Consider the following 11,814-nt stretch of genomic DNA (forward strand, 5'->3'; position numbering starts at 1 on the left):
TCATGACTACCCCCCAGCAGAACGCGCGCCCGGTCACCGCGGTGCTCGGCACGAAGCTCGGGATGACGCAGCTCTGGGACGAGGCCGGGCGCCTCGTGCCCGTCACCGTCGTCGCGGTCGGCACGAACGTCGTGACGCAGGTGCGCACGTCGGACGCCGACGGCTACGCCGCCGTGCAGCTCGCCTACGGCCAGATCGACCCGCGCAAGGTCACGAAGCCGCTCAAGGGCCACTTCGAGAAGGCCGGCGTCACGCCGCGTCGTCACGTCGCCGAGGTCCGCACCACCGACGCCACCGAGTACTCGCTCGGCCAGGAGATCACCGCGGAGGCCTTCGAGGCCGGCGCCGTGGTCGACGTCGTGGGCACGACCAAGGGCAAGGGCACCGCCGGTGTCATGAAGCGTCACGGCTTCTCCGGCGTGGGTGCCTCCCACGGCTCGCACCGCAACCACCGCAAGCCCGGCTCGATCGGTGGGGCCTCGACCCCGTCGCGAGTCTTCAAGGGCCTGCGCATGGCCGGTCGGATGGGCAACGTCCGTCAGACCACCCAGAACCTGACCGTCCACGCGGTCGACGCCGAGAAGGGTCTGCTGCTCGTCAAGGGCGCGGTTCCCGGCCCCAAGGGCGGCGTCGTCCTCGTGCGCAGCGCCGCGAAGGGAGCGTGAACCCCATGTCCGCTCTGACCGTTGACGTGCTGGACCCCAAGGGCAAGAAGGCCGGCACCGCCGAGCTCCCCGCCGAGGTGTTCGACGTCGAGCTCAACGTCCCGCTGATCCACCAGGTCGTCGTCGCCCAGCGTGCTGCCGCACGCCAGGGCACCCACGACACCAAGTCCCGCGGCGAGGTCCGCGGTGGTGGTCGCAAGCCGTACAAGCAGAAGGGCACCGGCCGCGCCCGCCAGGGTTCGACCCGTGCGCCGCAGTTCGCCGGCGGTGGCGTCGTCCACGGCCCGACGCCGCGCTCGTACGACCAGCGGACGCCCAAGAAGATGAAGGCCGCCGCGCTCCGCGGTGCCCTCTCGGACCGCGCCCGCAACGGCCGCGTCCACGTGGTGACCGGCTTCGGCGTCGACGGCCTGCCGTCGACCAAGACCGCCGTCACGACGCTCGCCAAGCTCTCCGGGCGCAAGCACGTCCTCGTCGTCACCGAGCGTGGCGACGAGCTGACGATCAAGTCGCTGCGGAACGTCGAGCAGGTCCACCTCCTGGTGGCCGACCAGCTCAACACCTACGACGTGCTCGTCTCCGACGACGTCGTCTTCACGCAGGGCGCGCTCGACGCGTTCCTGACGGGCCCGGCCACGGGTCGCTCCGCGAAGGCCGTCGCCACCTCCACCGAGGCGGACGAGACTGCTGCCGAGGAGGCCGCGAAGTGACCACCGTGACCAAGGACCCCCGTGACGTGATCCTCGCGCCGGTCGTCTCCGAGAAGAGCTACGGCCTGCTCGACGAGGGCAAGTACACGTTCGTCGTCGACCCGCGGGCCAACAAGACCGAGATCAAGATCGCCGTCGAGCAGATCTTCTCGGTCAAGGTCGCCTCGGTGAACACGATCAACCGCAAGGGCAAGACGCGTCGCACGCGTTTCGGCCTGGGCAAGCGCAAGGACACCAAGCGTGCGATCGTCACCCTCCGCGAGGGCACGATCGACATCTTCGGCTGAGCCGACGAGAGCAGATTGAGGACAGATCCCCATGGGAATCCGTAAGTACAAGCCGACGACGCCCGGCCGCCGCGGCTCGAGCGTCGCCGACTTCGCCGAGATCACGCGCTCGCAGCCGGAGAAGTCTCTGGTCCGCCCGCTCTCCAAGAGCGGCGGCCGCAACAGCTCCGGTCGTATCACCACCCGTCACAAGGGTGGTGGCCACAAGCGTGCGTACCGCGTGATCGACTTCCGTCGTCACGACAAGGACGGCGTGCCGGCGAAGGTCGCGCACATCGAGTACGACCCCAACCGCACCGCGCGCATCGCGCTCCTGCACTACGCGGACGGCGAGAAGCGCTACATCGTCGCGCCGGCCAAGCTCAAGCAGGGCGACGTCGTCGAGGCGGGCCCGGGCGCGGACATCAAGCCCGGCAACAACCTGCCGCTGCGCAACATCCCGACCGGTACGGTCATCCACGCCATCGAGCTCAAGCCCGGTGGCGGCGCGAAGATCGCCCGCTCGGCCGGTGCGTCCGTGCAGCTCGTCGCCAAGGACGGGCCGTACGCGCAGCTGCGCATGCCCTCCGGCGAGATCCGCAACGTCGACCTGCGCTGCCGCGCGACGGTCGGCGAGGTCGGCAACGCCGAGCAGTCGAACATCAACTGGGGCAAGGCCGGCCGCATGCGCTGGAAGGGCAAGCGCCCGACCGTCCGCGGTGTCGCCATGAACCCGATCGACCACCCGCACGGTGGTGGTGAGGGCAAGACCTCCGGTGGTCGCCACCCGGTGAGCCCGTGGGGCCAGCCGGAGGGTCGTACCCGCCGTCCCAACAAGCCGAGCGACAAGCTGATCGTGCGTCGTCGCCGTACCGGCAAGAAGCGCTGATAGGAGCCTGGAGACATGCCTCGTAGCCTGAAGAAGGGCCCCTTCGTCGACGACCACCTGCAGAAGAAGGTGGACGCTCAGAACGAGAAGGGGACCAAGAACGTCATCAAGACCTGGTCCCGTCGGTCGGTCATCACGCCCGACTTCCTCGGTCACACGTTCGCCGTGCACGACGGTCGCAAGCACACGCCGGTGTTCGTCACCGAGTCGATGGTCGGCCACAAGCTCGGCGAGTTCGCTCCCACGCGGACCTTCCGCGGCCACGTGAAGGACGACAAGAAGGGTCGTCGCCGCTGACCCCCGGGTCAGTCTGGTGACGACCTGGACGGTCAAGAGACAAGAAGGCAGGACAGCAATGGAAGCCAAGGCGCAGGCGCGGTTCGTCCGTGTCACGCCCCAGAAGGCCCGGCGCGTCGTGGACCTCATCCGTGGCAAGCAGGCCTCCGAGGCCGTCGCGGTGCTGAAGTTCGCACCGCAGGCGGCGAGCGAGCCCGTCCGCAAGGTCGTGGAGAGCGCCATCGCCAACGCCCGGGTGAAGGCGGACCGCGCGAGCGAAGCGTTCGAGGAGCAGGAGCTCGTCGTGCGTGAGGCGTTCGTCGACGAGGGCCCGACCCTCAAGCGTTTCCGCCCCCGGGCCCAGGGCCGTGCGAACCGCATCCTCAAGCGCACCAGCCACATCACCGTGGTCGTCGCTCCGCGTGAGAACACGAAGGGAAGTGCCCGATAGTGGGACAGAAGGTTCACCCGCACGGGTACCGCCTCGGCATCACCACCGACCACCGGTCGCGCTGGTTCGCCGACAGCACCAAGCCCGGCCAGCGGTACCGCGACTACGTCCGCGAGGACGTCCAGATCCGCAAGCTCATGAGCACGGGTCTCGAGCGCGCCGGCATCTCCAAGGTCGAGATCGAGCGCACCCGTGACCGCGTCCGCGTGGACATCCACACGGCGCGCCCCGGCATCGTCATCGGCCGCCGCGGCGCCGAGGCCGACCGCATCCGCGGCGAGCTCGAGAAGCTCACCGGCAAGCAGGTGCAGCTCAACATCCTCGAGGTGAAGAACGCCGAGACGGACGCTCAGCTCGTCGCGCAGGGCATCGCCGAGCAGCTCGCGAGCCGCGTCTCGTTCCGTCGTGCCATGCGCAAGGGCATCCAGTCCGCGCAGCGCGCCGGCGCGAAGGGCATCCGCGTGCAGGTCTCCGGCCGCCTCGGTGGCGCGGAGATGAGCCGGTCGGAGTTCTACCGCGAGGGTCGTGTGCCGCTGCACACGCTGCGCGCGTACATCGACTACGGCTTCTTCGAGGCCCGCACCACGTTCGGCCGCATCGGCGTGAAGGTGTGGATCTACAAGGGCGACGTCACCGAGAAGGAGTTCGCCGCGCAGCAGGCCACGGCCGCTCCGCGCCAGGGCCGTGGCGGCCCGCGCGGTGAGCGCGGCGGCGACCGTCGTGGTGGCGGCCGTCGTCCCGAGCGTTCGGCCGAGCGGACCCCCGCGTCCGAGTCGCCGGCGGCGCCCGAGCAGGCTGCTCCCGCCGCAGAGGCGAAGGCCCCTGAGACCGGAACGGAGGCCTGAGTCATGCTGATCCCGCGCAGGCTCAAGCACCGCAAGCAGCACCACCCGTCGCGCTCCGGCGCGGCGAAGGGTGGCACCCAGATCTCGTTCGGCGAGTACGGCATCCAGGCTCTCGAGCCGGCGTACGTGACGAACCGCCAGATCGAGGCTGCTCGTATCGCGATGACCCGCCACATCAAGCGTGGCGGCAAGGTCTGGATCAACATCTACCCGGACCGTCCCCTGACCAAGAAGCCTGCCGAGACCCGCATGGGTTCCGGTAAGGGTTCGCCCGAGTGGTGGGTCGCCAATGTCAAGCCCGGCCGGATCGTCTTCGAGCTGGCGGGTGTCCCGGAGGACCTGGCTCGCGAGGCCATGCGCCGCGCGATCCACAAGCTCCCGATGAAGTGCCGTTTCGTGGTGCGCGAGGGTGGTGGCAACTGATGGCAATCGGAACGAAGGGGCTCGCCCCCGTCGACCTCGACGCCATGGACGACGAGACGCTCGTCGCCGAGCTCAAGAAGGTCAAGGAGGAGCTCTTCAACCTCCGCTTCCAGTCGGCCACCGGCCAGCTGGAGAGCCACGGGCGCCTCAAGGCCGTCCGCCGCGACATCGCGCGGATCTACACGATCCTGCGTGAGCGCGAGCTCGGCATCCGAACCGCGCCGAGCGCCGAGTGAGTGAGGCTGGAATGAGCGAGAACGCAACGAACGCGCCCGAGGCGGCCGAGGAGCGCGCGCACCGCAAGACGCGCCGCGGCTACGTCGTGAGCGACAAGATGGACAAGACCGTGGTGGTCGAGGTCGAGGACCGGGTCAAGCACCCGCTCTACGGCAAGGTCATCCGCCGCACGAGCAAGGTCAAGGCGCACGACGAGCAGAACTCTGCCGGCGTGGGCGACCTGGTGCTCATCATGGAGACCCGCCCGCTGTCCGCGACCAAGCGGTGGCGCCTCGCGGAGATCCTCGAGAAGGCCAAGTGATCCACCGGTCGTGACGGGCGGGCCCCGGCTCGCTCGTCACGACCGCTCTCGTGCCGCACCGCGGTGCGGCAACCAGTGAGGACAGGTCGGGCGGGTCCACCGCCCGGTCCTGGCCGGTTCACCCGCGAGGGACCCGGCACTGACAGCTATCCGTTCGGCAAGGCTCGCCCACGGCGAGAACCGGCTCGACGACAGGAGTTCATTACATGATCCAGCAGGAGTCGCGACTTCGTGTCGCCGACAACACGGGTGCCAAGGAGATTCTCTGCATCCGTGTTCTCGGTGGCTCGGGCCGTCGCTACGCCGGAATCGGCGACGTCATCGTCGCAACCGTCAAGGACGCGATCCCGGGCGGCAACGTGAAGAAGGGCGACGTGGTCAAGGCCGTCGTCGTCCGCACCGCCAAGGAGCGCCGTCGTCCGGACGGTTCCTACATCAAGTTCGACGAGAACGCCGCCGTGATCCTCAAGAACGACGGCGAGCCGCGCGGCACGCGCATCTTCGGCCCGGTCGGGCGCGAGCTGCGCGACAAGCGGTTCATGAAGATCATCTCGCTGGCTCCGGAGGTGCTCTGACCATGGCCAAGATCAAGAAGGGTGACCTCGTCGTCGTCATCGCGGGCAAGGACAAGGGCAAGCAGGGGCGCGTCCTCGAGGTGCTCACCGACCGTGACCGCGTCATCGTCGAGGGCGTCCAGCGCGTCACCAAGCACACCAAGGTCGGCCAGTCGCAGCGCGGCACGCGGACCGGTGGGATCGAGACCGTCGAGGCCCCGATCCACATCAGCAACGTGATGGTCGTCGACCCGGAGACCAAGAAGGGCACCCGCGTCGGGTACCGCACCGAAGAGGTCGAGCGTGACGGCCGCAAGCGCACCGTGCGCGTGCGTGTCGCCAAGCGCTCCGGGAAGGACATCTGATGAGCACCGAGATCGTCGCCCCCGAGGTGCCCCGCCTGAAGCAGCGCTACCGCGAGGAGATCGTCGCCGGTCTGCGCGAGGAGTTCGGGCACGAGAACGTCAACCAGGTCGCCCGCGTCACGAAGATCGTCGTGAACATGGGTGTCGGTGACGCCGCCAAGGACTCGAAGCTCATCGAGGGCGCCATCCGCGACCTGTCCGCGATCACCGGCCAGAAGCCGCAGGTGACCAAGGCCCGCAAGTCCATCGCGCAGTTCAAGCTGCGCGAGGGCATGCCGATCGGCGCGCACGTCACGCTGCGCGGCGACCGCATGTGGGAGTTCCTGGACCGCCTGCTGTCGATCGCCCTGCCGCGCATCCGCGACTTCCGCGGCCTGTCGCCCAAGCAGTTCGACGGGAACGGCAACTACACGTTCGGTCTCACGGAGCAGTCGATGTTCCACGAGATCGACCAGGACAAGATCGACCGTGTCCGCGGTATGGACATCACGATCGTGACCACGGCGACGACCGATGACGAGGGCCGCTCCCTGCTGCGCCGTCTCGGCTTCCCCTTCAAGGAGAACTGACATGGCGAAGAAGGCCCTGATCAACAAGGCGGCCGCCAAGCCGAAGTTCGCGGTCCGCGCCTACACCCGGTGCCAGAAGTGCGGTCGCCCGCACTCGGTGTACCGCAAGTTCGGCCTGTGCCGCATCTGCGTGCGCGAGATGGCCCACCGTGGTGAGCTTCCGGGCGTCACCAAGAGCAGCTGGTAACAACTACGTCGTAGGTCCTGGCGGAGCGCGTCGCTCGACGCGCCCCGCCCGGATACCACGTCGAGGAAGGGCTAGAGCCCGATGACGATGACCGACCCGATCGCAGACATGCTGACGCGTCTGCGGAACGCGAACTCGGCTTACCACGAGACGGTGACCATGCCGTACTCGAAGCTGAAGTCGCACATTGCCGAGATCCTCCAGGCCGAGGGCTACATCTCCGGCTGGAGCGTCGAGGACGCGACGGTGGGCAAGAACCTCACCATCCAGCTCAAGTTCGGCCCGAACCGTGAGCGCAGCCTCGCCGGCGTGCGCCGCGTGTCGAAGCCCGGCCTGCGCAAGTACGTCAAGTCCACCGAGCTGCCGAAGGTTCTCGGCGGCCTGGGCGTGGCGATCCTGTCCACGTCCTCCGGTCTGCTCACCGACAAGCAGGCCGCCACGAAGGGCGTGGGCGGCGAAGTCCTCGCCTACGTCTGGTAACCCGGAAAGGAGATACGCCATGTCTCGAATCGGCAAGATCCCCGTTCCGGTTCCCGCCGGAGTGGACGTCACCATCAGCGGCGCGCTCGTGACCGTGAAGGGCCCCAAGGGCTCGCTCGAGCACCACGTGCCCGCCCCCATCCAGGTCGCTCAGGAGGACGGCACCCTCGTGGTGTCGCGCCCGAACGACGAGCGCGAGTCCCGCGCGCTGCACGGCCTGACCCGCACCCTCCTGGCGAACCTCGTCCAGGGCGTGACGCAGGGCTACGAGAAGAAGCTCGAGATCGTCGGCACCGGTTACCGCGTGACGGCCAAGGGCTCGGACCTCGAGTTCGCCCTCGGCTTCAGCCACCCGGTCGTCGTGAGCCCGCCCGCGGGCATCACGTTCGCGGTCGAGAGCCCGACGAAGTTCTCGGTCTCCGGCATCGACAAGCAGCAGGTCGGCGAGATCGCAGCGAACATCCGCAAGATCCGCAAGCCCGAGCCGTACAAGGGCAAGGGTGTGCGTTACGCCGGCGAGGTCGTCCGCCGCAAGGCTGGAAAGGCTGGTAAGTAACGATGGCTCTGAAGGTTCTCGGCAAGGGCAAGGCCGTCGCGCGTCAGCGCCGGCACCTGCGCCTGCGCAAGAAGATCAAGGGGACCGCCGGTCGTCCGCGCCTCGTGGTGACGCGTTCCACGCGTCACATCACGGCTCAGGTCGTGGACGACACGATCGGTCAGACGCTCGCGTCGGCCTCGTCGCTCGAGGCGGACCTGCGTGCGCTCGACGGCGACAAGAGCGCCAAGGCCCGCAAGGTCGGCGAGCTCGTCGCCGAGCGTGCGAAGGCCAAGGGCGTCGACTCCGTCGTCTTCGACCGTGGTGGCAACAAGTACCACGGTCGGGTCGCTGCGGTCGCCGACGGCGCTCGCGAGGGCGGTCTGTCCCTGTGACGACGCCGACCATCCCCACACGGAAGCAAAGGATTCTCTGATGGCTGCAGGGCAGCGCAGCAACACCGGCGCCCCCACGGGTGCCGCCAACGAGTCGAGCGACCAGAACGCGCGCGGGGGGCGCCGCGACGACCGTCGCGGTGACCGTCGCGACGGTCGCCGTGGCGACGCAGCCGAGAAGAACGCCTTCGTCGAGCGCGTCGTCACCATCAACCGCGTCTCCAAGGTCGTCAAGGGCGGCCGCCGCTTCAGCTTCACCGCGCTCGTCGTGGTGGGCGACGGCGACGGCACCGTCGGCGTCGGCTACGGCAAGGCGAAGGAGGTGCCCGCGGCGATCGCCAAGGGTGTCGAGGAGGCCAAGAAGAACTTCTTCAAGGTCCCGCGCATCCAGGGCACCATCCCGCACCCCATCCAGGGTGAGGCCGCCGCCGGCGTCGTGTTCCTCCGTCCGGCCGCTCCGGGTACCGGTGTGATCGCCGGTGGTCCGGTGCGCGCCGTGCTGGAGTGCGCGGGCATCCACGACGTGCTGAGCAAGTCGCTCGGCTCGTCCAACGCGATCAACATCGTGCACGCGACCGTCGAGGCCCTGCGCAACCTGGAGCAGCCTGAGGCTGTCGCCGCGCGCCGTGGTCTCCCGCTCGAGGACGTGGCCCCGGCCGCGCTCCTGCGTGCCCGTGCTGCGGGGGTGAACGCCTGATGGCCAGGCTCAAGGTGACCCAGACGAAGTCCGCCATCGGCGGCAAGCAGAACCAGCGCGACACGCTGCGCACTCTGGGCCTCAAGCGGATCGGCGACACCGCCGTGAAGGAGGACCGCCCGGAGATCCGCGGCATGGTCGCGACGGTGGCGCACCTCGTCACCGTTGAGGAGGTCGAGTGACCATGGCTGAGAAGGCCACCAAGGAGACCGCCGAGGCTCCGAAGAAGAAGACCGCTGCGAAGGCGTCGGCTCCGGCGAAGGCCGAGCAGACCCCCGCGCAGACCGAGGGTGCCGGCGGCACGCTCAAGGTCCACCACCTGCGTCCGGCTCCCGGCGCCAAGAAGGCCAAGACCCGCGTGGGTCGTGGTGAGGCGTCGAAGGGTAAGACGGCGGGCCGCGGTACCAAGGGTACGAAGGCTCGTTACCAGGTTCCCGAGCGCTTCGAGGGTGGGCAGATGCCTCTGCACATGCGCCTCCCGAAGCTGCGCGGCTTCAAGAACCCGTTCCGCACCGAGTACCAGGTCGTGAACCTGGACAAGCTCGCGGCGCTGTACCCCGAGGGTGGCCAGGTCACCGTCGAGGACCTCGTCGCGAAGGGCGCGGTCCGCAAGGGCCAGCTCGTCAAGGTGCTCGGCACGGGTGAGATCACCGTCAAGCTCGAGGTCGCGGTCGACGCCCTCTCGGGCGCGGCTCGCGAGAAGATCCTCGCGGCCGGCGGTTCGGTCTCGGAGGACTGACACACCTGGACAGGGCCGGTGGCGCGTACGCGCCGTCGGCCCTGTCCGCGTCTGAGGGCGCCTCCCTGCACGACCCGTGGTCCGTCCGGCAGCGGACCACGGTCTAGACTCTCCGACGGCTGTCTCCCCGCACCCCGGGGTGACCGCCGTCACTCCCAGGTCCACGGCCGGCCCGTCCGGTGATCGGGACCGACTTGCCGTTCGACGCGGCGCTACGGCTAGGGTGCCTCTTGGCGCCCGTGCCGTGCGTCACACCTCGCCGGGCCTCCCGGCGACACGACATCCCGCCTCGGCGGGCCAGGAGGATAGGTGCTCAGCGCATTCGCCCGGGCTTTCCGGACGCCCGACCTGCGGCGCAAGCTGCTGTTCACGATCGCGATCATGGCGATCTTCCGGGTGGGGTCGTTCATCCCCACGCCCGGCGTGGACTACCCCAACGTGCAGCAGTGCATCGCGGAGACCGCCGACGGCAACGACCTGCTCAGCCTGGTCAACCTCTTCAGCGGCGGCGCGCTGCTCCAGCTGTCGATCTTCGCGCTCGGCATCATGCCGTACATCACCGCGAGCATCATCGTCCAGCTGCTGCGCGTCGTGATCCCTCGCTTCGAGGCGCTCCACAAGGAGGGCCAGTCGGGCCAGGCGAAGCTCACGCAGTACACGCGCTACCTGACGATCGCGCTCGCCATCCTCCAGTCGACGACCGTCATCACGACGGCGCGCAACGGCCTGCTCTTCCAGGGCTGCTCCGTCGACGTCATCCCGGACGCCAGCTTCGTCACGATGGCCCTCATGGTCATCACGATGACCGCGGGTACCGGCCTCATCATGTGGCTCGGCGAGCTCATCACGGAGCGCGGCGTCGGCAACGGCATGTCGCTGCTCATCTTCACGTCCATCGCCGCGAGCTTCCCGACCGCCCTGTGGTCGATCGCCGGCGGCGCGAACGGCGCGACGAACTTCATCATCATGATCGCGGTCATCGTGCTCGTCATCGGGCTGGTCGTGTTCGTCGAGCAGTCGCAGCGCCGCGTGCCGGTGCAGTACGCCAAGCGCATGGTCGGTCGCCGCATGTACGGCGGCTCGAGCACCTACATCCCGATCAAGATCAACATGGCGGGCGTCATCCCGGTGATCTTCGCGGCCTCGCTGCTCGCGGTCCCGGGCCTCATCGCGCAGTTCGGCGACCAGAGCGCCGACTGGGTGATCTGGATCAGCACGAACCTGGCCGACCCGTCCGCGCCGCTGCACATCCTGCTGTACGTGGTGATGATCCTGTTCTTCTGCTTCTTCTACACGTCGATCACGTTCAACCCGGACGAGGTCGCGGACAACATGAAGAAGTACGGCGGCTTCATCCCGGGCATCCGCGCCGGCCGGCCCACCGCCGAGTACCTCGACTACGTCATCACCCGCATCACCTCCGCGGGTGCCATCTACCTCGCGCTCGTCGCACTGCTGCCGACGCTGGTCCTCATCGGGCTCGGCGTGAGCACGAACATCCCGTTCGGTGGCTCCTCGATCATCATCGTCGTCGGCGTCGGCCTGGAGACGGTCAAGCAGATCAACTCCCAGCTGCAGCAGCGCCACTACGAAGGGTTCCTCCGTTGAGCAACGCCACCGACGGCCAGTCCGCCGCGCGCCCCGCGCGCCTCGTCATCATGGGCCCGCAGGGCGCGGGCAAGGGGACGCAGGCCGCCCGGCTCGCCGAGCAGCTGTCCATCCCGGCGATCTCGACCGGCGACATCTTCCGGGCGAACATCAAGGGCGGCACGGAGCTCGGCCGCCTCGCGCAGGAGTACACCGCGAAGGGCGACCTCGTCCCCGACTCGGTGACGAACGCGATGGTCCGCGACCGTCTCGCGCAGGACGACGCCGCGCAGGGGTTCATCCTCGACGGCTACCCGCGCAACGCGGCCCAGGTCGTCGAGCTCGACGCGATCCTCGCCGACCTGGGGGTCGCGCTGGACGGCGTCGTGGAGCTCACCGCCGACCGCGACGAGCTGCTCGCGCGCCTCGCGAAGCGCGCGGAGATCGAGGGCCGCGAGGACGACACGGAGGAGGCCATCGCGCGCCGCCTCGACATCTACGCGGAGCAGACGGCGCCGCTCACCTCCGCCTACGCGGACCGCGGCCTGCTAGTGCGCGTCGACGGGATCGGCGACATCGACGAGGTCACCGGCCGCATCGTGTCGGCGCTGACCGCGCTCGTCGGCTGAGCGCCCGCACGTCT

Annotated in this window: 22 protein-coding genes; all 22 read left to right on the top strand. The window is 68.9% G+C overall.

All coding sequences use genetic code 11. The features are described 5' to 3' along the window. Positions 1-2 precede the first annotated feature (2 nt). The 22 genes from rplC (at position 3) to BJP59_RS03180 (ending at position 11,800) form a co-directional block, all read left to right on the top strand. Positions 3-665 carry a 50S ribosomal protein L3 gene (gene rplC, locus BJP59_RS03075; protein ID WP_021479874.1) on the top strand — a complete coding sequence of 221 codons (663 nt, stop codon included), beginning with the start codon at positions 3-5 and terminating at the stop codon, positions 663-665. Between the two features lie 5 nt (positions 666-670). Further along, positions 671-1,375: a 50S ribosomal protein L4 gene (gene rplD, locus BJP59_RS03080; protein ID WP_021479875.1), complete on the top strand. Its 705-nt coding sequence runs from the start codon at positions 671-673 to the stop codon at positions 1,373-1,375. Further along, positions 1,372-1,662 carry a 50S ribosomal protein L23 gene (gene rplW / locus BJP59_RS03085; protein ID WP_021479876.1) on the top strand — a complete coding sequence of 97 codons (291 nt, stop codon included), beginning with the start codon at positions 1,372-1,374 and terminating at the stop codon, positions 1,660-1,662. Before rplD ends, rplW begins: the two co-directional genes overlap by 4 nt. Before the next feature lie 31 nt (positions 1,663-1,693). Continuing rightward, on the top strand, positions 1,694-2,530 hold the full coding sequence (gene rplB / locus BJP59_RS03090; protein ID WP_194522167.1) for a 50S ribosomal protein L2: 837 nt from the start codon (positions 1,694-1,696) through the stop codon (positions 2,528-2,530). Positions 2,531-2,545: 15 nt separating this feature from the next. After that, positions 2,546-2,827 carry a 30S ribosomal protein S19 gene (rpsS, locus tag BJP59_RS03095; protein WP_021479878.1) on the top strand — a complete coding sequence of 94 codons (282 nt, stop codon included), beginning with the start codon at positions 2,546-2,548 and terminating at the stop codon, positions 2,825-2,827. Positions 2,828-2,885: 58 nt separating this feature from the next. Next, positions 2,886-3,257, top strand: coding sequence for a 50S ribosomal protein L22 (gene rplV / locus BJP59_RS03100; protein WP_021479879.1), 372 nt, complete (start codon positions 2,886-2,888; stop codon positions 3,255-3,257). Then, entirely contained in the window at positions 3,257-4,102 is an 846-nt protein-coding gene (gene rpsC / locus BJP59_RS03105; protein WP_034654910.1) for a 30S ribosomal protein S3, read from the top strand. The genes rplV and rpsC overlap by 1 nt, the downstream gene beginning before the upstream one ends. A gap of 3 nt (positions 4,103-4,105) precedes the next feature. After that, a complete protein-coding gene (gene rplP, locus BJP59_RS03110; protein ID WP_021480428.1) occupies positions 4,106-4,525 on the top strand; it encodes a 50S ribosomal protein L16 in 420 nt (139 codons plus the stop codon). Then, on the top strand, positions 4,525-4,761 hold the full coding sequence (gene rpmC, locus BJP59_RS03115; RefSeq protein WP_021480429.1) for a 50S ribosomal protein L29: 237 nt from the start codon (positions 4,525-4,527) through the stop codon (positions 4,759-4,761). The genes rplP and rpmC overlap by 1 nt, the downstream gene beginning before the upstream one ends. A gap of 11 nt (positions 4,762-4,772) precedes the next feature. Further along, the gene (gene rpsQ, locus BJP59_RS03120) at positions 4,773-5,063 is read left to right on the top strand and encodes a 30S ribosomal protein S17 (protein WP_021480430.1); all 291 of its coding nucleotides are present in this window, start codon (positions 4,773-4,775) and stop codon (positions 5,061-5,063) included. 206 nt (positions 5,064-5,269) lie between these two features. After that, positions 5,270-5,638 (top strand): 50S ribosomal protein L14, encoded by a 369-nt coding sequence (gene rplN, locus BJP59_RS03125; RefSeq protein WP_021480431.1) that lies wholly within the window; start codon positions 5,270-5,272, stop codon positions 5,636-5,638. Positions 5,639-5,640: 2 nt separating this feature from the next. Beyond that, positions 5,641-5,982, top strand: a complete 342-nt coding sequence (gene rplX / locus BJP59_RS03130; RefSeq protein ID WP_021480432.1) for a 50S ribosomal protein L24 — start codon at positions 5,641-5,643, stop codon at positions 5,980-5,982. Further along, positions 5,982-6,551: a 50S ribosomal protein L5 gene (gene rplE, locus BJP59_RS03135; protein WP_021480433.1), complete on the top strand. Its 570-nt coding sequence runs from the start codon at positions 5,982-5,984 to the stop codon at positions 6,549-6,551. Before rplX ends, rplE begins: the two co-directional genes overlap by 1 nt. A 1-nt stretch (position 6,552) precedes the next feature. Next, a complete protein-coding gene (locus BJP59_RS03140; RefSeq protein WP_021480434.1) occupies positions 6,553-6,738 on the top strand; it encodes a type Z 30S ribosomal protein S14 in 186 nt (61 codons plus the stop codon). Positions 6,739-6,819: 81 nt separating this feature from the next. Beyond that, entirely contained in the window at positions 6,820-7,218 is a 399-nt protein-coding gene (rpsH, locus tag BJP59_RS03145) for a 30S ribosomal protein S8 (protein ID WP_021480435.1), read from the top strand. 19 nt (positions 7,219-7,237) lie between these two features. Next, the gene (gene rplF, locus BJP59_RS03150) at positions 7,238-7,774 is read left to right on the top strand and encodes a 50S ribosomal protein L6 (protein ID WP_194522168.1); all 537 of its coding nucleotides are present in this window, start codon (positions 7,238-7,240) and stop codon (positions 7,772-7,774) included. Positions 7,775-7,776: 2 nt separating this feature from the next. Next, positions 7,777-8,148 (top strand): 50S ribosomal protein L18, encoded by a 372-nt coding sequence (gene rplR, locus BJP59_RS03155; protein WP_021480437.1) that lies wholly within the window; start codon positions 7,777-7,779, stop codon positions 8,146-8,148. A 40-nt stretch (positions 8,149-8,188) separates the two neighbouring features. Continuing rightward, positions 8,189-8,845 carry a 30S ribosomal protein S5 gene (rpsE, locus tag BJP59_RS03160; RefSeq protein ID WP_021480438.1) on the top strand — a complete coding sequence of 219 codons (657 nt, stop codon included), beginning with the start codon at positions 8,189-8,191 and terminating at the stop codon, positions 8,843-8,845. Beyond that, positions 8,845-9,027, top strand: a complete 183-nt coding sequence (rpmD, locus tag BJP59_RS03165) for a 50S ribosomal protein L30 (protein WP_021480439.1) — start codon at positions 8,845-8,847, stop codon at positions 9,025-9,027. Before rpsE ends, rpmD begins: the two co-directional genes overlap by 1 nt. Before the next feature lie 2 nt (positions 9,028-9,029). Next, positions 9,030-9,584 carry a 50S ribosomal protein L15 gene (gene rplO, locus BJP59_RS03170; protein WP_074808895.1) on the top strand — a complete coding sequence of 185 codons (555 nt, stop codon included), beginning with the start codon at positions 9,030-9,032 and terminating at the stop codon, positions 9,582-9,584. 309 nt (positions 9,585-9,893) lie between these two features. After that, the gene (gene secY / locus BJP59_RS03175; RefSeq protein WP_194522169.1) at positions 9,894-11,192 is read left to right on the top strand and encodes a preprotein translocase subunit SecY; all 1,299 of its coding nucleotides are present in this window, start codon (positions 9,894-9,896) and stop codon (positions 11,190-11,192) included. Positions 11,193-11,242: 50 nt separating this feature from the next. After that, positions 11,243-11,800, top strand: coding sequence for an adenylate kinase (locus tag BJP59_RS03180; RefSeq protein ID WP_031315308.1), 558 nt, complete (start codon positions 11,243-11,245; stop codon positions 11,798-11,800). The last annotated feature ends 14 nt before the right edge of the window (positions 11,801-11,814 follow it).

It is taken from the genome of Cellulosimicrobium sp. JZ28 (genome assembly GCF_015327065.1).
Taxonomy (GTDB): Bacteria; Actinomycetota; Actinomycetes; order Actinomycetales; family Cellulomonadaceae; genus Cellulosimicrobium; species Cellulosimicrobium funkei.